This window comes from Streptococcus parasalivarius (genome assembly GCF_054785155.1).
In genome coordinates this window covers 17,796-35,410 of record NZ_BAABOB010000010.1, presented here as the reverse complement: position 1 = coordinate 35,410, position 17,615 = coordinate 17,796, and the positions used below count along the sequence as shown (strand labels likewise).

Here is a 17,615-nt window from a genome sequence, read left to right as displayed (position 1 = left end):
AGTGCTAGAGCTGAAAGAAAATTTTTGACTGTAGCAGATAAAGAACTTTTTTAAAAAAGGAAAAGAAAGAAAATGACTAAACGAGCACTTATTTCAGTCTCAGACAAAGCGGGCATTGTTGAATTTGCCCAAGAACTCAAAAAATTAGGTTGGGACATCATCTCAACAGGTGGTACCAAAGTTGCCCTTGACAATGCTGGGGTAGACACTATCGCCATTGATGATGTGACTGGTTTTCCAGAAATGATGGACGGTCGTGTGAAGACCCTCCACCCAAATATCCACGGGGGTCTCCTCGCTCGTCGTGACCTCGATAGCCACCTTCAAGCTGCTAAGGATAATCAGATCGAACTGATCGACCTTGTTGTGGTCAATCTTTACCCATTCAAGGAAACCATCCTCAAACCAGACGTGACTTACGCTGACGCGGTGGAAAACATCGATATCGGTGGGCCATCTATGCTTCGTTCAGCAGCTAAAAACCACGCTAGCGTAACAGTTGTGGTAGACCCTGCTGACTATGCGGTTGTTCTTGATGAATTGTCAGCGAACGGCGAAACAAGCTACGAAACTCGCCAACGTTTGGCAGCTAAAGTATACCGTCACACAGCTTCATACGATGCTTTGATTGCGGAATACTTCACAGCTCAAGTGGGTGAAACAAAACCTGAAAAACTCACTTTGACTTATGACCTTAAACAACCAATGCGTTATGGGGAAAATCCTCAACAAGACGCAGACTTCTACCAAAAAGGTTTGCCAACGGATTACTCAATTGCTTCAGCTAAACAGCTTAACGGTAAAGAATTGTCATTCAACAATATCCGTGACGCTGATGCTGCTATCCGTATCATCCGTGATTTCAAAGACCGCCCAACAGTTGTGGCTCTCAAACACATGAACCCATGTGGTATCGGTCAAGCTGATGACATCGAAACAGCTTGGGACTACGCTTATGAAGCTGACCCAGTGTCAATCTTCGGTGGAATCGTAGTCCTCAACCGTGAAGTTGACGCTGCGACAGCTAAGAAAATGCATGGTGTCTTCCTTGAAATCATCATTGCACCAAGCTACACAGACGAAGCGCTTGAAATCTTGACAACCAAGAAGAAAAACTTGCGTATCCTTGAGTTGCCATTTGACGCTCAAGATGCTAGCGAAGTGGAAGCAGAATACACTGGTGTTGTCGGTGGACTTCTCGTTCAAAACCAAGATGTTGTTAAAGAAAGTCCAGCTGACTGGCAAGTGGTTACGAAACGCCAACCAACTGAGACAGAAGCGACAGCTCTTGAGTTTGCTTGGAAAGCCATCAAGTACGTCAAATCAAACGGTATTATCGTGACTAATGACCACATGACACTTGGTGTTGGCCCTGGTCAAACTAACCGTGTGGCTTCTGTCCGTATCGCCATTGACCAAGCTAAAGACCGTCTTGACGGAGCTGTTCTTGCTTCAGATGCCTTCTTCCCATTTGCAGATAACGTGGAAGAAATCGCCAAAGCAGGTATTAAAGCAATCATCCAACCAGGTGGCTCAGTACGTGACCAAGAGTCTATCGAAGCGGCTGATAAACATGGTTTGACAATGATCTTTACAGGCGTTCGTCACTTCCGTCATTAAGAACTTACAAAGCATCCAAGAAATTGGATGTTTTTTAGATGCCTTAAGTTTCCTTTAAGCTCTCCAAGTTATACTAATACCATCCTAAAAAACTTTTCTTTTTCATAAATCTCCTAAGAGCTCAGCATCTGCTGGGCTTTTTTGTTTCATACCATCAAAAAAACAACCGTTCTCACGATTGTTCAATAGATTTAAACCTTTTCAAGGACAGACTGAGTTACCCAAGTCTTGCGATTGCCGATTTGGACGAGAATACCATCGCTTGGTGGGTCAATGGCAAGCACTTTGAAGTTACCTGGAATGGTAAAAGTTTCACCAGGATTGAGGTACTGGTCTGAAGTTGGATTGCCTTGTCTATCAACTTCAAGAACGGGTCCAGGGTCAACGATATTGTGTTTGGTTGGTGTGCCTCCAGCTAAATCTTGGCTGGTGATGGTATTTCCTGATACAGATGTGACACGGAAGGTACCTGTGAAGCGGACCGTATTGCCAACTTTGATAGAAGAGTTAGTAGTATTTCCGTTTTGAGCCCCTGGTTCAAGGTCTTTAAAATGGATATAGCCAGACACTTGACTCTTATGGAAGCTACGTTTGTGATATTTCTCAGGTCCCTGACCCGCATCGTAGTTATATTCCTCAATCGTTACCTGATCGCCATGAACTTCAGCAACCCAAGCGACATGTCCCATGTGACCAGCTCCATTGACACCGGCTGAGAACCAGGCAATGCTTCCAACGGCAGGATTCATGTCAACACGGTGACCATTGGCACGTGCGATACTGCCCCAAGTGATGGCATTCCCATAACCTACAGGTAAGGTGAAACCATTGGTATTACTGAGACGATAGGCCGCAAAAGACGTACACTGACGCCAGTACATAGTCCAAGGGTCCACGCCGAATCCCCCATATTTCCAAGAGGAAGGGTAGTCATCTCCAAGGACAGCCGCCTGAGCAGAGCTGCCACACGAAACCGATACAGTCGCTAGACAAGCTAGCGGTAAGAGACAATTTAGTAATTTTTTCTTCATTTTAACCTCCACCTACCTATTCGCAGTTTTTCAGGAAAATGAAGATATTTTTGCGTTTAAGCCTCCCTTAAGCTGCTCAGGGTATACTATCATTAATCCTAAATAACTTTTTTCGTTTTCATAATCTCCCAAGAGGTGGTCCAAGTGGCCACCTTTTTTATGTTCAAATTTGGATACACACCCATATCTCCGAACAAATATGTTATAATGGTTATGTATAATTCGTGAAAATTGCTAATTTTTCCGAATGATTGTCGTTAACGGGCATTTGCCCCTAGTCTTATTTGATATTGAGGTATCTTTCAAATGAAACTTTTGGTTGTTGGTTCTGGTGGTCGTGAACATGCGATTGCCAAGAAATTATTGGAGTCTAAAGACGTTGAGCAAGTTTTCGTAGCTCCTGGTAATGACGGGATGACATTGGACGGTCTTGATTTGATCAATATCGGAATTTCCGAACATTCTAAGCTGATTGAGTTTGCAAAAGCGAACGATATTGCTTGGACCTTTATCGGTCCAGATGATGCGCTTGCGGCTGGAATTGTGGATGATTTCAATGCAGCTGGTCTTAAGGCTTTTGGTCCGACCAAGGCTGCGGCTGAGCTGGAGTGGTCTAAGGATTTCGCTAAGGAAATCATGGTCAAATACGACGTTCCGACAGCAGCTTATGGCACCTTTTCAGATTTCGAGGAAGCCAAGGCCTACATCGAGGGGAAAGGCGCTCCAATCGTCGTCAAGGCAGACGGCTTGGCCCTTGGTAAGGGTGTCGTCGTTGCTGAGACAGTCGAGCAAGCAGTAGAAGCTGCTCACGAGATGCTTTTGGATAATAAATTCGGTGATTCAGGTGCGCGTGTGGTCATCGAGGAATTCCTTGACGGGGAAGAGTTCTCTCTCTTTGCCTTTGTTAATGGTGACAAGTTCTACATCATGCCAACGGCTCAGGACCACAAACGTGCTTATGATGGGGACAAGGGCCCTAACACTGGTGGGATGGGTGCCTATGCGCCGGTTCCTCACTTAACACAGAGCGTGGTTGACACAGCGGTTGACACTATTGTCAAGCCAGTCCTTGAAGGTATGATTAAAGAAGGTCGTCCTTACACTGGTGTCCTTTACGCTGGTCTTATCTTGACAGCTGACGGTTCTAAAGTCATCGAGTTCAACTCTCGCTTTGGCGATCCTGAAACGCAAATCATCTTGCCTCGTTTGACTTCTGATTTTGCGCAAAATATCACTGATATTTTGGATGGTAAAGAGCCAACTATCACATGGACTGACAAAGGTGTGACACTTGGTGTGGTTGTAGCATCAAACGGCTACCCACTTGCTTATGAGAAAGGTGTCAAGCTTCCTGCCAAGACAGAGGGCGACATCATCACTTACTATGCAGGTGCTAAATTCGCTGAAAATGGCCAAGACCTCCTCTCAAACGGCGGACGTGTTTACATGCTGGTCACAACAGCAGACACCGTCAAAGATGGTCAAAACATTATTTACAGCGAACTCAATAACCAAAACACAGAAGGCTTGTTCTACCGTACAGATATCGGTAGCAAAGCGATAAAAGATTAACAGATATAATATTTGTCAATGGCGAGCGAAAGCGAGCCAAACTAAGATAATGGTCGCCGTGGTAAAAAGACCAGAACAGTCTCTGTTCTGGTCGAGAGAAACTTTGAGACCCTAGGCTCAAAGTTTAGGAATGAAACCGAAGATTTGCTTCCGTCCCCACCATCTAAGACCATTATCAAAAAGGATAAAAAGGAAAAATTATGACTAAACCAGTAATTTCCATCATCATGGGCTCAAAATCCGACTGGGCAACCATGCAAAAAACCGCTGAAGTCCTCGATAACTTCGGCGTTGCTTACGAAAAGAAAGTTGTTTCCGCTCACCGTACACCAGACCTCATGTTCAAGCATGCTGAAGAAGCACGTAGCCGTGGCATCAAGGTCATCATCGCGGGTGCTGGTGGTGCAGCCCACTTGCCAGGTATGGTTGCTGCCAAAACAACTCTTCCAGTCATTGGTGTGCCAGTCAAATCACGTGCTCTTAGCGGTGTGGATTCGCTCTATTCTATCGTTCAGATGCCAGGTGGTGTACCTGTCGCAACCATGGCGATTGGTGAAGCAGGTGCGACTAACGCTGCCCTCTTTGCCCTCCGTCTCCTATCAGTAGAGGACCAGGCTATTGCGACAGCTTTGGCAGATTTTGCTGAAGAACAAGGAAAAATCGCAGAGGAGTCTACAAATGAGCTCAACTAAAACCATTGGTATCATCGGAGGTGGCCAGCTTGGTCAGATGATGGCTATCTCAGCTATCTACATGGGTCACAAGGTTATCACCCTTGATCCTGCAGCAGATTGTCCATCTTCTCGTGTGTCTGAGGTTATCGTGGCTCCTTACGATGACGTAGATGCCCTTCATCAGCTGGCGGACCGCTGTGATGTTCTTACCTATGAATTTGAAAATGTCGACGCTGACGGTCTTGACGCTGTTATTAAAGACGGTCAGCTCCCACAAGGGACAGACCTGCTTCGCATTTCACAAAACCGTATCTTTGAGAAGGACTTCCTCTCAAATAAGGCTAAAGTGACAGTTGCTCCTTACAAGGTTGTGACCTCTAGCCTTGATTTGGAAGATATTGACCTTTCTAAAAAATACGTTCTCAAGACTGCGACAGGTGGTTACGATGGCCACGGTCAAAAAGTCATCACATCAGCCGACGATTTGGAAGAGGCAAATGCCCTTGCTAACTCAGCCGAGTGTGTCTTGGAAGAGTTCGTCAACTTCGACCTTGAAATTTCGGTTATCGTGTCTGGTAACGGCAAGGACGTGACGGTTTTCCCAGTTCAGGAAAATATCCATCGCAACAACATCCTCTCTAAAACAATCGTGCCTGCTCGCATTTCTGATAGTCTAGCTGAGAAAGCTAAAGCTATGGCCGTGAAGATTGCTGAGCAACTTAACCTCTCTGGTACTCTCTGTGTAGAAATGTTTGCGACAGCTGATGACATCATTGTCAACGAAATCGCGCCACGCCCACACAATTCAGGGCACTACTCAATCGAAGCCTGCGACTTTTCACAATTTGACACGCATATCTTGGGTGTTCTCGGAGCACCACTTCCAGCAATCCACCTCCATGCACCTGCTGTCATGCTCAACGTCCTCGGCCAACACGTCGAAGCAGCTGAGCGTTATGTCACAGAAAATCCAAGCGCCCACCTTCACATGTATGGTAAACTAGAAGCGAAGCACAACCGCAAAATGGGGCATGTGACTTTGTTTAGTGATGAACCAGATAGTGTGGTTGAGTTTGGGAAAGGAATTGATTTTTAGGTGAGAATAGCAATCCTAGGACTCGGAGTTATCGGGACCACTTACGCCTACGCTTTTCAAAAAGCAGGTCATCAAGTAGAACACGTACTTAGAGACAGTAAGCGAAACAATGCTCCAAAATCCCTCTCGGTTGATTTGCTAGATGGTCGCTATCATTCCAAGGGTGAAAACAAACACGACACCTATGAAGTTCATGTGGCAGAAGCTCATTTGGAATATGATTTTATTTTTCTCAGTGTGCGTCATGGTTTTGTCAAAGAAGCCGTGGAAACCTTGCGAAAAAATAATATCAAAGGCACCCTCGTTTTCTTCTGCAATTTCTGGAATACACGAAAAGAGGTCCAAGAGTGGGCAGGAGATTACGACTATATTCTGGCTTTTCCGACAGCGGGCGGTCATATGCAGGAGGACCATTTGGATGGTGTCTTGTTCGACCATTTAATGCTAGAAGGTGAGCAAAAAGCAGATATTTCTAACTATGCTGATCTGACAGATTTATTGACTTCTGCAGATTTGAAGTGGGAAGTTCCTCATGATATGGTCGAGTGGATCTGGATTCACATGGCGATTAATGCGGGTGTTACTTCAACAGCTGCTCGTTCGGGAAAATTGGAAAACCCAGAACAGCTGGCTTTGAACTTGATGAATAGTTCTTCGGAATTATCACTCGCCATCAAGGCCATTCGAGAGGCTTTGAAAGTGGTAGAAGCGCGTGGAGTGAATTTGAAGCTTTACAAAGCCGAACTCTTACCATACAAAATTCCCGCATGGATAGCAGGCAAAGCCATGAAAATCATGTTTGCGAAAAATGAGCTGACACGAAAAATCATGACCTTACACAATGATAAACAGGATATTTTCTACTGTTGTCAAAGTGTCTATCAGACCGGTCAGGAGTTAGGTGTGGACATGCCCATTCTAGAAGCAAACATGAAGGGAATTTCGATTTAGGAGGCTTTATGATTCAACTCATCGTTAGTGCATTTGTTGAAAAAGATAAGACTGGGGCAGTCGTTGAAGTCTTGTATGCGAGTAGCAATCACGAAAAATTGAGAGCTAAGTATGAAGAGTTGGTTGCTCAATATCCTGAAAACTATTTAGCTATCTATGATTTGCCGATGGATACTGATTTGAATACACTCGATCACTATCCATCAGTGTGGATTGGGAAAGAAGAATTTGAATGAGCTAAGACTAAAATATTTGATAGATAGAAAGAGAGAGTGTGTATTCAAAAAGTAAATAGTAATGAGAGATAGAAAAAGGCTTATTATTGCAGAGATTGTCCTGAAACAAGATAGGAGAATTTTATATGACGGGTTTTTGGGAAGATTTGCGGGAAAGAATTATAGCAAATCAACAAGCTAAGCTAGATGATGCAGCATATAATGAGCGATTAGATAACATTGGAAAGGCTACAACAGCTCTTTTAGAAGCTGGAATTGACGAGGAAAGAACAAAGGCACTACTTCAAAAGCATTGGGATCTTCGTCCCAGTGAGGCCCAAGAGTTTATTGATTTTGTATATAAATATGTCCTAAAAACGAAAAAGGAAAAGTAGAATTGAGATTTCCTATGACATTATGATTAGAGACTTTATCACAGACTCAATTAGAATGTCATTATGTCATAGAAAAATTAAGTGTAAAGGAAGTGTTGATGCTAAGTTTTGTTAGGAGGTTCTTTGAAATTGAGTCAGTAAAAGAGGATGTGGTTGATTATCAAAGTAGATTCCTCAATTATAAAAATATAGTTGAGAAATCTAATACATCTGAAAGAATAGTAGTAGTTAAAAATCTCTTATCGATTATAATAGAGTATTTAAATTTTGATGAAGCTATTCAAACTATTGAAACAATTCATGATGCGCAAAATAATTCGTCAATTGAGACAATTTATAATATGCTTGCAGATAGAAATGATGTGATTACTGATGAAATAATTTGCGAAAAAATTCATCCGGATGATTTGAAGTTCTATCGTGATAAAACGATTAGAGAAGATGGCCCGATAAAAATAGCTATTAGAGAGTTTCCTATTTTATTGAATACTTGGAATTCTGATAGGATAATAAGAAATTTCAAAGACATAAATGATAATAATGTTTTTGATGGGGAACGTTACAGTAGTAATATAGAAAATCATTATATTTATCCTATGGATATTGTAGTTTGTAATGGAGCTAATCACTCACAATTTGCTGCGAGATTTCAACATGAAGGACAGACTGTTATAAAGGCTGTCTATAATTATTCAAATTTATATGAAAAGATATATTTTGATGGTTTAAATTATAGAAAGAAATTGGATGATTCAACTATTGCATTATCCTATGATAAAAAGATAATTTTCTATTCGGGAGTTATTTTTGAACTTGGAAGATATTTATTGGAAGCTGAGTACCATAGGTTTTAGAAATTTATAAGGATATTCAGCATTAGTCCCATACTCCCAATCTTTACATAGAAAAAAATAAAAAAGAAAGGAACAAGGGCACCGTATTCTTTAACTGAATACGGGCTACGGACTTCCTAATTGTAAACAAAGAAAGGAAATGGGCATCTAGTTTGCAGAACTGAACCCGGGCGGAAAGCTCGGAATTTAGATAAACCTCCTAGGACGCAAGCGTCCGTCGTTGGTTTCCTAAAATTCAGTCGCTTTCTAGTCGCCCTTGGTATCTTAAAAATGATCGAACGTTACTCTCGCCCAGAAATGGCGAACATTTGGACTGAAGAAAATAAATACCGTGCTTGGCTTGAGGTGGAAATCTTGGCTGACGAAGCATGGGCTGAGTTGGGGGAAATCCCTAAGGAAGATGTGGCTTTGATTCGTGAAAAAGCGGACTTTGACATCGACCGTATTTTGGAAATCGAGCAGCAAACTCGTCACGATGTGGTTGCCTTCACACGTGCGGTTTCTGAAACGCTTGGTGAAGAGCGTAAGTGGGTTCACTATGGTTTGACTTCTACTGACGTAGTAGATACTGCCTATGGTTACCTCTACAAACAAGCCAACGATATCATCCGCAAGGACCTTGAAAACTTCCTTAACATCATCGCTGACAAAGCGAAAGAACACAAGTTCACTATCATGATGGGTCGTACGCACGGTGTGCACGCTGAGCCTACAACTTTTGGTCTTAAATTGGCAACTTGGTACAGCGAAATGAAACGTAACATCGAGCGTTTCGAGCATGCTGCTGCTGGTGTGGAAGCTGGTAAGATTTCTGGTGCGGTTGGTAACTTTGCCAACATCCCACCATTCGTTGAAAAATACGTCTGCGACAAATTGGGTATCCGTGCTCAAGAAATCTCTACACAGGTCCTTCCTCGTGACCTTCATGCTGAGTATTTTGCAGTTCTTGCGAGCATCGCAACTTCTATTGAGCGTATGGCAACAGAGATTCGTGGTCTTCAAAAATCAGAACAACGTGAAGTGGAAGAGTTCTTTGCTAAAGGTCAAAAAGGATCTTCAGCAATGCCTCACAAACGTAACCCTATCGGTTCTGAAAACATGACAGGTCTTGCGCGTGTGATCCGTGGTCACATGGTAACAGCCTATGAAAATGTAGCCCTTTGGCACGAACGTGATATCTCACATTCATCAGCTGAGCGTATCATCGCACCAGACACAACAATCTTGATTGACTACATGCTCAATCGTTTCGGAAACATCGTTAAGAACTTGACAGTCTTCCCAGAAAACATGATTCGCAACATGAACTCTACATTTGGTCTTATCTTCAGCCAACGTGCTATGCTTACTTTGATTGAAAAAGGCATGACACGTGAGCAAGCTTACGATCTTGTTCAACCAAAGACTGCCCAATCATGGGATAACCAAGTAGACTTCAAGCCACTTCTTGAAGCAGATCCAGAAGTAACATCACGCCTCACTCAAGAAGAAATCGACGAAATCTTCAACCCAGTTTACTACACTAAACGTGTTGATGAAATCTTCGAACGCATCGGTTTGGGTGAGTAAAAATAATGAATGTAGATACTGTACTAGCTTGGTTGAATAATGTAATAAAAACCACACCGGATGGTATAATTCAATCATTAATTGTAGGTATTGTTATACTAGTTCTTAGGAAAACATTAATTAAACTACCACGGATAGGGCCAAGATTTTCTGAATGGATTAATAAATTATCACACTTTTTCAATAACAATTCATTAGAAATTTCTGAGGATACAAAAATAATTCCAACTCCTACATATATTCCGGGAGAGGACTTTCAACTTAAAAGAAAGAAAACTAAGCCTACTCAATATAACAAAAATATGAGCGATTCTGATTTTTGGGGGATGATTATCTTATCTCTAGTGCTTATTAGTGGTGCTGTTTATATGTTTATGAAGTATATAAATGAAATTTCGCTTGTTTTAAAATGGTATGGTTTAATTCCTCTGTTGTCTTCAATTATAATTTTGTTTTTTATTGCAATTAGTGGGCGTATTCAAAAATCTACATTAATTTATCTTTTTTATTCAATCCCTATATCTATACTTACGATTTATTATGGATTTAATTTATCAAAAATTTCTGAAGGAATGTCAGCTACTCTGATAAATAGCGAGTTTATTAGAAGTACGTATATAATATTGGGTCTATTAATTGCGGTAGCACAACAACTTTTAGTATATTTTATGATGTTAAGAAATTTGTTGATTTATTTTGCAAGAAAAATAAATGTCCCTAAATTTATAAAAAGGACTATATATAATACATCCTTTTTAGAGTCGCAAATTTTTTTAATTATAATGATTATTGTTTTTTCAGTACTATCTTACCTGATGACTTCGGGTATGTTGATTTTGTGGATTCAAAATTAGTCAAAATAAGATAATAGTAATTTAATAATCTAAAAAGGCATCTTCAGCCAACGTGCGATGCTTACTTTGATTGAAAAAGGCATGACTCGTGAGCAAGCTTATGACCTTGTACAACCAAAGACAGCCCAATCTTGGGATAACCAAGTAGACTTCAAACCACTTCTTGAAGCAGATCCAGAGGTAACTTCTCGCCTCACCCAAGAAGAAATCGACGAGATCTTCAACCCAGTTTACTACACTAAACGTGTTGATGAAATCTTCGAACGCATCGGTTTGGGTGACTAATTGAAGCAATACAGTAAAAAAGCAGGGCAGACCTGCTTTTTTTGATGGTGACATTTATGTCACTATTTTTGTTCTCTTTTCAGCCGTATAATAGAGTCATCGCTAGAAAACTGTCAGGAAGGAGAAGTTAGCCATCTTAAAAGGACGATTTAACTGTTTACCGGAACTTAGCCTCGTAATAGTAAGCATTGCTTATAATATCATCCGCATCATGAATGATCTTGGAAGTATCAAAGTCCCCTCTTGGTTTTTAGATATGGATATTCCTAGTGGATCCTTACTATTACTTATTTTGCTTATTATTTTAAAAAGTGACAAAAGATAATAATATCTTAAGCTACTTTTAAGTTTATTAAGATATATTATAACCATCCTAGTAAAGCAGCTAGCTTTTGTGAGCTAGAGGTAAACATAATTTTTTCATAACAAATCTCCCCGAAGAAAGTCTAGAAATCTAGGCTTTTTTCTTCTTTTTTGAGGTTTTATTAGGATATTTTAAGAAAACACTTGAAAACCCTTCCAAAACAAGGTAATATAGTTATATAAAGATTCTATTGGACAAGCGGTCACCTTGGAGGATTAGGAAGAAGAGGTTGGGAAGCCTGTACAATCGTATCTTTTCAGCGGTCTCTGGACTGTTGTGAAAATCCCTTTGGGGATTTTTTTCTGCGATTTAAGGTTTCTTTAAGGTAGGGAGGTTATACTTTAAGTCTCCTAAATAACTTTTACTGAACCTTGTTCAGTAAGTCTCGTTGGCTTACACTTTTTGTAGAACAACGAACTTTTCTTTTTCATAATCTCCAAAAGAGCTCAACACCATGTGTTGGGTTCTTTTTTTGGTCACTAAAAAACGCCCTTAGGCGTTTTAAATATGGCTTACATCTCGTCTGGAGCTTCAACACCGAGAAGGCGAAGGGCTTCTTTGAGGACTGTTGCTGTTGCGTAGCAAAGAGCCAAACGGCTGTCACGTTCTGGGCTTTCGTCCAAGATACGTGTATGGGCATAGTATTTGTTAAAGGCTTGAGCCAAGCTGATAGCAAATTTAGCAACGATAGATGGTTCAAAGTTATCTGATGCACGGTTGATGATACGTGGGAAGTCTTGGATGAGTTTGATGATTTCCCAGCTTTCAACGTCGTTTAGGCTGTATGTGGCATCTGCAGATGGTGTGAAGTCAGCCTTGCGCAAGATAGATTGGATACGAGCGTGTGCATACTGTACGTAAGGTCCAGTTTCCCCCTCGAAGGATACCATGGCATCAAGGTCGAAGTCATAACCATTCATGCGGTCTGTTTTAAGGTCGTAGAACTTGATAGCTCCGACACCAACAGCGTGGGCAACAGCTTCCTTGTTAGGCAAGTTTGGATTCTTAGCTTCGATTTGAGCTTGAGCACGGTTAACAGCTTCAGCGATAGTTGGCTCAAGTAAGATAACGTTACCCTTACGAGTTGACAATTTCTTACCGTTCTTAGTTACAAGACCAAAGGCAACGTGAGTCATATCGTCAGACCAGTCGTAGCCCATTTCTTTAAGAACAGCTTTCAACTGTTTGAAGTGAGCAGATTGTTCATTACCAACCACATAGATGGCTTTGGCAAAGTCGTAAGTACGTTTACGGTAGAGGGCAGCAGCCAAGTCACGTGTGATGTAGAGTGTTGCACCATCTGATTTTTTGATGAGGGCTGGGTGTTCGATACCGTATTTTTCAAGGTTAACCACTTGGGCACCTTGAGATTCTTGGAGAAGTCCTTTTTCTGTCAAGATGTCAACGACTTCGTCCATCTTATCATTGTAGAAGGCTTCACCGTTGTAGCTATCAAATGAAACACCAAGTTCATCATAGAGACGGTTGAATTCTACTAAGCTTTCGTCACGGAACCATTGCCAGAGGGCAGTTGCTTCCTCGTCACCAGCTTCCAATTTACGGAACCATTCACGAGCTTCTTCATCTACAGATGAGTCTTTTTCAGCTTCGGCATTGATACGCACATAAAGTTGAAGAAGTTCATTGATAGGGTTGGCTTTGACAGCTTCCTCGCTACCCCATTTCTTATAGGCAACAATCAGCATACCAAACTGTTTACCCCAGTCACCCAAGTGATTGATGCGGACTGGTTTGTAGCCTTGTTTAGCTACGATGTTGGCAAGAGCGTCAGCGATAACTGTTGAACGCAAGTGACCGATAGAGAAAGGTTTAGCGATGTTAGGGCTAGACATATCAAAGGCAATGTTACGTCCGTGACCGATGTTTTGGTCAGCGTAGTGGCTGCCTTGAGCGATGACTTGTCCAAGAACGTCCGCCGAGATTTTTGATTTATCAAGGAAGAAGTTGATGTAAGGACCAACAGCTTCAACTTTTTCAAAGTTTGAAGCATCAATTTTTTCAGCGATGTCTGCTGCAATCATTTGAGGGGCCTTGCGTAAGACTTTTGCCAATGAGAAGGCAAGGAAGGCAAGGTCCCCCATGTCAGCATTTTTAGGGGTTTCAAGCAGATTTTGAATGTTTTCTTGTTCCAATTCGGGAACAACTTTGGCAATCTCTGCTGCAATGAGTTCTTTAGTATTCATAGGCACTCCATTTCAAATCTTGTCATTCATACCTATTTTACCATTATTTTAGTTAATAGGGTAGAGACAAGAAAGTATCTCTCAAGAAGTATTTCATGAAAGAATACTACTGTTATCGGTTAGAATAAGCACCCCCTTTGAAAATAAAGGGCTAGTAACTGCTAATTCATATTCTAATTTCAATTTGCTTACCTTTTTGCTTACTTTTAGATAGATTTTAGTGCTTGCTCATAAAATGACGTCGCTTTTTTAGCGTTCTCTTTTGATAAGTGACTGTAAGTGTCCATAGTCATTGAAAGAGTAGAATGTCCTAGGCGGTGTTGCAACTCCTTATAAGGAATACCCGAATTAAGAAGCAAACTAGCATGAGTATGTCGAAAACCGTGGAAACCTATATTATTTACCCCAGCTTTTTTAAAATGCGACTTAAGTCGTCCCGCTACTGCTTTATAATTTGGATAGGCATTGATGAAATCAGAGAATACCACTATTTCAGTCCTACCTAGTTTCCAAGCCTCTTGAGTTTGCTTGCGTTGGTATCTTTTCATCATGGTTGCGGTTTGCTGATCTATGTCGATATCTCGGTAGCCAGATTTTGATTTTGGACTGTTTAACTCCATTTCACAGTTTAAAGTCTTTGTTATATGCACAACCGAATTACCAAGGTCAATATCAGACCATGAGAGAGCCAACGCCTCGTTAATACGGCAACCAGTGGCAAGTAAGAACTTATATAGCGTGATATCATAATAATTTTTATATTTAGTGTTATCCAAGCTATCAAGGTAGGTAAGAAACTGTTTTAACTCTTCATTATTGAAATGCTTAACTTTGGCTTTCTTATCCTTTTGAGTGTTTCTAGGCAAAACAACGTTATTAGCTGGGTTAGTGGGAATAACTTGTAAAATCACTCCATACTGTAATATACGTTTATTAAGGGTGTGAATTTTGCCGTAATGAAGATAAGCGCCAACTTCACCAGTATTTGTACTGTTTGCCAGCTTATTCATCATGGACTGAATTAAAGGCGTGGTTAGCTTATCCAGTTTAAACTCACCAAACAACGGTAAAACATGGTTGTTTAAGAGTCCTTTTTGTGTCGTTCTTGTATTAGCTTTAACTGTATTTTTGTAGCTATCCCACCATGAAATAGCTAACTCCTCGTATGTTTCTATTGCTACTTCTTTGTAGCGTGTTGATCCATTAGCTTTAAAATCAAATTGCGCTTGTTGAGCTTTGGTCTTGAGTTCTTTCTTTGTCCTAGCGGTTACTTTAGTTGTAACTTTCTTGCCAGTGATTACATCAACACCAAGATATACATTAGCACGATAGACGGTTGACCCGTCTTTTTTCTTTATCTCGTTAATTTTCATGATAAACCTTTCTAAACATCAGCAGGCAAGCCATATTATGTCGGGTTTAGATTGGTTAAATGTTTAAGAGATAATCGTTTACTTTAAGTTTTTTAACTCTTGTTTTGAGTAATCAATTTTCTGTTTTAACTTATCATACTGTAGGAGCATTGTTTGCGACTCGTAAAGTTTTTTATTCCATTTATCTAAACTGGTAACTAAATATTCTAGAGTATCAATCATTTCTAGTGAATCTTTTTGTTCCAGTTTATTTTCTTTCGTTCCCTCTTTGAATGTGTCTAATACATCAAAAATAGTCTCCAAAAAATAGTCATAATGGCTTGAAGCTTGTTGTCCTACCTTTTGTTGTTCTTCGACACCTTTTTTTAGACTATCCTCGGTGTCGGTTATTAAATCCCCTATATCATCATAACCTAATAGATGAACTACTGGGACATTAAAAAAACTTGCTAACTGTTCAGCTTTTTCTGGCTTTATGTTTGTTTTCCCATTTTCCCAGTTCTGCAATGTTCTATAATGCACACCTATTTGTTCTGCTAGGGCTTGTTGAGATAACCCTTTATCTTTCCTCAATTCCTTAAGTTTATTATTGTGCTTAAATTCTTTTTTATCACTCATACTCTTTACCTCTACAACTACAAGTCTAACATGAGGATGTGCTTTATACAAGAAAAATGTGTGTTATAAAGGTTTTTTTGTTGACCCAAGAAAAAATATTGTGTATTATAAACTTGTGCACAAGAATATTGTGCTATAAGAAAGGAGCAAACAATGAAAAATAATTTACGAGTTTTACTTGCAAAGAAACGCCAAAAGGTGTCAGATTTAGCAAAAGGAACTGGACTTTCTAAAAGTGCTCTAACTGCGCTTTATTATGAACGTACCAAACACCCCGATATTGGTACTTTGCGGAAAGTTGCTGACTATCTAAATGTTAGTATTGATGAACTCTTGACCGTTGACGATTGAGAGCAACAAAAAAGGCTTAGCAGTCGCCAAACTCACAAGCCTTTAAACATTCACAACTAAAACGCAATACACTGGCAGGCAAGCCATATTATGTCGGGTTTTAGCAATCAAATTAGATACCTCAATTATATCATGAATTGCTGGTATCGCATACCCCTACTTAGAGCGCTACCTCTTAAAAATAGCGATTAAAGAATACGATTGAGGTAAATATCATGAGCAAGAAAAAAGAAAACAAAAACAAAAACACAATCACAGTTAAACAGTCTAACAAGCTAGGTCTTGAATTACATGACATCATGACTGGTTTACAAGCACTACGCCACCACGCTAACACTCTTATGATTGCGAAACACGCTGGGGCTGATAACGGGCTACTACGCCTTGAAACAGATAACTTTCTGGAAACAGTCTTTGATATGGTTGAAATTTATTCTAACGAGCTAGATAGAATTGCTTTTTACCTACTCGAGTGTGATAACCCAGAGGAATTAAGAGCATACGAGGCAGAGGAAAAAGGAGAGTAAAGCATGACTACTGAATTGAATTTATCTGCTAGCCAGTTTATTATCCTAGCTATTATTTTAACGCTTGCACTAACTGTTCTGTGGCTTAAAAAGAGCTATTTTCAGCTTGATATAGAGCCTAAAGCTGATACCGTGACAGATAACACCACGCGCAACGTAGGCACACGCTACGGGGCGTATATTCAATCTCAAGGCAAGTATTACAACTAGAAAGGCGCGTGCTATGACTGAAATTATTGACCTTTTTGGACGGAATAAAGAGCTAGAAACACTAAGCACAACTCTAGTTACAATTACGGATATGGAAGATACGGATACGGACGTTGTTCCGGAAATTGTCGAGATCATTAAGCAACTACTGGATATCATTAAAACACAACAACAATCTATAGAGAACTTAGCTAATATAGCAGAGAAAACAATACAACTAGAAAGAGGTGTAAATGAAAAAAAATAGATTACAAGAGGCAGAAATGGCAGTCTTAGCAATCCTAAAGAAAGGACGTGCTAACGCTACGACTGGCAAAGAGATAGCCACTATCACGGGTTACAAGTCCCGTCTAATATATAGCGCTATCAGTAACCTAGTCGTTCGCTATGGTGTTCCTATCATTGGTGCTAGGGTTGGTACTTGTAACGGTTACTATATAGCAGAAACCAGAGAGGAACTATTAGAGGGACTTATTTCTCTTAAAAACCAAGTCAAGAACGAGCAGAAAAGGCTCGATGTTCTAATGTCTATCGAGGACGTGACTAACTACGAGAAAATACTAGAAAGGGGCTAATATGCAAGTTCTAAGTGAAGAATACCAAAAAGAGCTTGCCCAAGGGGTTATATCGGTACTAGATAAAGCCCTAGAGGGCTATTCTAAGCTCGATAAACACCAGTTAGGGTTAATCACCGCCCAGCAAGCTATGGACGAGTTAGGACTTAAATATAATACCCTAAGACGCTGGGAAGAGGCTGGGCTTAAACGCTATCAGCCACCAGTAGAGGACACGCGCAAAGTCTATTACCGTGTCAGTGATATTCTAGCTTTTCTAGGCGTCTATAACTAAAAA

20 protein-coding genes and 1 pseudogene are annotated in these 17,615 nt (G+C 40.6%); 17 read left to right on the top strand and 4 right to left on the bottom strand.

Features of this window, described 5'->3' with window-relative positions; translation table 11 throughout:
• The first annotated feature begins 72 nt into the window (after positions 1-72).
• Complete coding sequence (gene purH, locus ACYVQ1_RS09425) at positions 73-1,620, top strand: bifunctional phosphoribosylaminoimidazolecarboxamide formyltransferase/IMP cyclohydrolase (protein WP_461250499.1); 1,548 nt, start codon at positions 73-75, stop codon at positions 1,618-1,620.
• 191 nt (positions 1,621-1,811) lie between these two features.
• Here purH and ACYVQ1_RS09420 read toward each other — a convergent pair whose 3' ends face one another.
• Positions 1,812-2,651, bottom strand: coding sequence for a CHAP domain-containing protein (locus ACYVQ1_RS09420; protein WP_084915153.1), 840 nt, complete (start codon positions 2,649-2,651; stop codon positions 1,812-1,814).
• Between the two features lie 306 nt (positions 2,652-2,957).
• On the opposite strand from ACYVQ1_RS09420, the gene purD reads away from it, so the two are divergent.
• The 10 genes and pseudogenes from purD to ACYVQ1_RS09370 form a co-directional block, all read left to right on the top strand.
• Positions 2,958-4,223 (top strand): phosphoribosylamine--glycine ligase, encoded by a 1,266-nt coding sequence (purD, locus tag ACYVQ1_RS09415; protein WP_084915151.1) that lies wholly within the window; start codon positions 2,958-2,960, stop codon positions 4,221-4,223.
• A gap of 200 nt (positions 4,224-4,423) precedes the next feature.
• Entirely contained in the window at positions 4,424-4,915 is a 492-nt protein-coding gene (purE, locus tag ACYVQ1_RS09410; RefSeq protein WP_084915149.1) for a 5-(carboxyamino)imidazole ribonucleotide mutase, read from the top strand.
• Positions 4,902-5,993: a 5-(carboxyamino)imidazole ribonucleotide synthase gene (purK, locus tag ACYVQ1_RS09405; RefSeq protein WP_084915147.1), complete on the top strand. Its 1,092-nt coding sequence runs from the start codon at positions 4,902-4,904 to the stop codon at positions 5,991-5,993. Before purE ends, purK begins: the two co-directional genes overlap by 14 nt.
• Positions 5,994-6,944 carry a ketopantoate reductase family protein gene (locus ACYVQ1_RS09400; RefSeq protein ID WP_084915144.1) on the top strand — a complete coding sequence of 317 codons (951 nt, stop codon included), beginning with the start codon at positions 5,994-5,996 and terminating at the stop codon, positions 6,942-6,944.
• A gap of 8 nt (positions 6,945-6,952) precedes the next feature.
• Positions 6,953-7,180: a phosphoribosylaminoimidazole carboxylase gene (locus ACYVQ1_RS09395; protein ID WP_084915143.1), complete on the top strand. Its 228-nt coding sequence runs from the start codon at positions 6,953-6,955 to the stop codon at positions 7,178-7,180.
• A 125-nt stretch (positions 7,181-7,305) separates the two neighbouring features.
• Entirely contained in the window at positions 7,306-7,554 is a 249-nt protein-coding gene (locus ACYVQ1_RS09390; RefSeq protein WP_084915141.1) for a hypothetical protein, read from the top strand.
• A 98-nt stretch (positions 7,555-7,652) separates the two neighbouring features.
• On the top strand, positions 7,653-8,408 hold the full coding sequence (locus ACYVQ1_RS09385) for a DUF6710 family protein (RefSeq protein ID WP_084915139.1): 756 nt from the start codon (positions 7,653-7,655) through the stop codon (positions 8,406-8,408).
• A gap of 270 nt (positions 8,409-8,678) precedes the next feature.
• A complete protein-coding gene (gene purB / locus ACYVQ1_RS09380) occupies positions 8,679-9,977 on the top strand; it encodes an adenylosuccinate lyase (RefSeq protein ID WP_084915138.1) in 1,299 nt (432 codons plus the stop codon).
• A gap of 5 nt (positions 9,978-9,982) precedes the next feature.
• On the top strand, positions 9,983-10,831 hold the full coding sequence (locus ACYVQ1_RS09375) for a hypothetical protein (protein ID WP_175060959.1): 849 nt from the start codon (positions 9,983-9,985) through the stop codon (positions 10,829-10,831).
• 39 nt (positions 10,832-10,870) lie between these two features.
• A pseudogene (locus tag ACYVQ1_RS09370) lies at positions 10,871-11,116 on the top strand (adenylosuccinate lyase); the annotation flags it as partial.
• A gap of 876 nt (positions 11,117-11,992) precedes the next feature.
• Here the strand turns inward: ACYVQ1_RS09370 and argS are convergent.
• From argS to ACYVQ1_RS09355, 3 genes are all read right to left on the bottom strand, one after another.
• The gene (argS, locus tag ACYVQ1_RS09365; protein ID WP_461250498.1) at positions 11,993-13,684 is read right to left on the bottom strand and encodes an arginine--tRNA ligase; all 1,692 of its coding nucleotides are present in this window, start codon (positions 13,682-13,684) and stop codon (positions 11,993-11,995) included.
• Positions 13,685-13,890: 206 nt separating this feature from the next.
• Positions 13,891-15,057 carry a tyrosine-type recombinase/integrase gene (locus tag ACYVQ1_RS09360; protein WP_270307417.1) on the bottom strand — a complete coding sequence of 389 codons (1,167 nt, stop codon included), beginning with the start codon at positions 15,055-15,057 and terminating at the stop codon, positions 13,891-13,893.
• Positions 15,058-15,135: 78 nt separating this feature from the next.
• Positions 15,136-15,675: a helix-turn-helix transcriptional regulator gene (locus ACYVQ1_RS09355; protein ID WP_270307416.1), complete on the bottom strand. Its 540-nt coding sequence runs from the start codon at positions 15,673-15,675 to the stop codon at positions 15,136-15,138.
• Between the two features lie 153 nt (positions 15,676-15,828).
• On the opposite strand from ACYVQ1_RS09355, the gene ACYVQ1_RS09350 reads away from it, so the two are divergent.
• The 6 genes from ACYVQ1_RS09350 to ACYVQ1_RS09325 all read left to right on the top strand — a co-directional run bounded on the left by ACYVQ1_RS09350 (position 15,829) and on the right by ACYVQ1_RS09325 (position 17,612).
• Positions 15,829-16,026: a helix-turn-helix domain-containing protein gene (locus ACYVQ1_RS09350; RefSeq protein WP_014727431.1), complete on the top strand. Its 198-nt coding sequence runs from the start codon at positions 15,829-15,831 to the stop codon at positions 16,024-16,026.
• A gap of 215 nt (positions 16,027-16,241) precedes the next feature.
• A complete protein-coding gene (locus tag ACYVQ1_RS09345) occupies positions 16,242-16,553 on the top strand; it encodes a hypothetical protein (protein WP_270307415.1) in 312 nt (103 codons plus the stop codon).
• 3 nt (positions 16,554-16,556) lie between these two features.
• Positions 16,557-16,763 carry a hypothetical protein gene (locus ACYVQ1_RS09340; protein WP_270307413.1) on the top strand — a complete coding sequence of 69 codons (207 nt, stop codon included), beginning with the start codon at positions 16,557-16,559 and terminating at the stop codon, positions 16,761-16,763.
• A gap of 13 nt (positions 16,764-16,776) precedes the next feature.
• Positions 16,777-17,010: a hypothetical protein gene (locus tag ACYVQ1_RS09335; RefSeq protein ID WP_270307411.1), complete on the top strand. Its 234-nt coding sequence runs from the start codon at positions 16,777-16,779 to the stop codon at positions 17,008-17,010.
• A complete protein-coding gene (locus ACYVQ1_RS09330) occupies positions 16,997-17,338 on the top strand; it encodes a hypothetical protein (protein WP_270307409.1) in 342 nt (113 codons plus the stop codon). The genes ACYVQ1_RS09335 and ACYVQ1_RS09330 overlap by 14 nt, the downstream gene beginning before the upstream one ends.
• Before the next feature lies 1 nt (position 17,339).
• Complete coding sequence (locus ACYVQ1_RS09325) at positions 17,340-17,612, top strand: MerR family transcriptional regulator (RefSeq protein ID WP_023909303.1); 273 nt, start codon at positions 17,340-17,342, stop codon at positions 17,610-17,612.
• The last annotated feature ends 3 nt before the right edge of the window (positions 17,613-17,615 follow it).

What these genes read in the sequence shown, in the direction of transcription:
- purH (WP_461250499.1), top strand. Translation starts at nt 73, where the DNA reads ATGACTAAACGAGCACTTATTTCAGTCTCAGACAAAGCGGGCATTGTT.
- ACYVQ1_RS09420 (WP_084915153.1), bottom strand. Translation starts at nt 2,651, where the DNA reads ATGAAGAAAAAATTACTAAATTGTCTCTTACCGCTAGCTTGTCTAGCG.
- purD (WP_084915151.1), top strand. Translation starts at nt 2,958, where the DNA reads ATGAAACTTTTGGTTGTTGGTTCTGGTGGTCGTGAACATGCGATTGCC.
- purE (WP_084915149.1), top strand. Translation starts at nt 4,424, where the DNA reads ATGACTAAACCAGTAATTTCCATCATCATGGGCTCAAAATCCGACTGG.
- purK (WP_084915147.1), top strand. Translation starts at nt 4,902, where the DNA reads ATGAGCTCAACTAAAACCATTGGTATCATCGGAGGTGGCCAGCTTGGT.
- ACYVQ1_RS09395 (WP_084915143.1), top strand. Translation starts at nt 6,953, where the DNA reads ATGATTCAACTCATCGTTAGTGCATTTGTTGAAAAAGATAAGACTGGG.
- ACYVQ1_RS09390 (WP_084915141.1), top strand. Translation starts at nt 7,306, where the DNA reads ATGACGGGTTTTTGGGAAGATTTGCGGGAAAGAATTATAGCAAATCAA.
- ACYVQ1_RS09385 (WP_084915139.1), top strand. Translation starts at nt 7,653, where the DNA reads ATGCTAAGTTTTGTTAGGAGGTTCTTTGAAATTGAGTCAGTAAAAGAG.
- purB (WP_084915138.1), top strand. Translation starts at nt 8,679, where the DNA reads ATGATCGAACGTTACTCTCGCCCAGAAATGGCGAACATTTGGACTGAA.
- ACYVQ1_RS09375 (WP_175060959.1), top strand. Translation starts at nt 9,983, where the DNA reads ATGAATGTAGATACTGTACTAGCTTGGTTGAATAATGTAATAAAAACC.
- argS (WP_461250498.1), bottom strand. Translation starts at nt 13,684, where the DNA reads ATGAATACTAAAGAACTCATTGCAGCAGAGATTGCCAAAGTTGTTCCC.
- ACYVQ1_RS09360 (WP_270307417.1), bottom strand. Translation starts at nt 15,057, where the DNA reads ATGAAAATTAACGAGATAAAGAAAAAAGACGGGTCAACCGTCTATCGT.
- ACYVQ1_RS09355 (WP_270307416.1), bottom strand. Translation starts at nt 15,675, where the DNA reads ATGAGTGATAAAAAAGAATTTAAGCACAATAATAAACTTAAGGAATTG.
- ACYVQ1_RS09350 (WP_014727431.1), top strand. Translation starts at nt 15,829, where the DNA reads ATGAAAAATAATTTACGAGTTTTACTTGCAAAGAAACGCCAAAAGGTG.
- ACYVQ1_RS09345 (WP_270307415.1), top strand. Translation starts at nt 16,242, where the DNA reads ATGAGCAAGAAAAAAGAAAACAAAAACAAAAACACAATCACAGTTAAA.
- ACYVQ1_RS09340 (WP_270307413.1), top strand. Translation starts at nt 16,557, where the DNA reads ATGACTACTGAATTGAATTTATCTGCTAGCCAGTTTATTATCCTAGCT.
- ACYVQ1_RS09335 (WP_270307411.1), top strand. Translation starts at nt 16,777, where the DNA reads ATGACTGAAATTATTGACCTTTTTGGACGGAATAAAGAGCTAGAAACA.
- ACYVQ1_RS09330 (WP_270307409.1), top strand. Translation starts at nt 16,997, where the DNA reads ATGAAAAAAAATAGATTACAAGAGGCAGAAATGGCAGTCTTAGCAATC.
- ACYVQ1_RS09325 (WP_023909303.1), top strand. Translation starts at nt 17,340, where the DNA reads ATGCAAGTTCTAAGTGAAGAATACCAAAAAGAGCTTGCCCAAGGGGTT.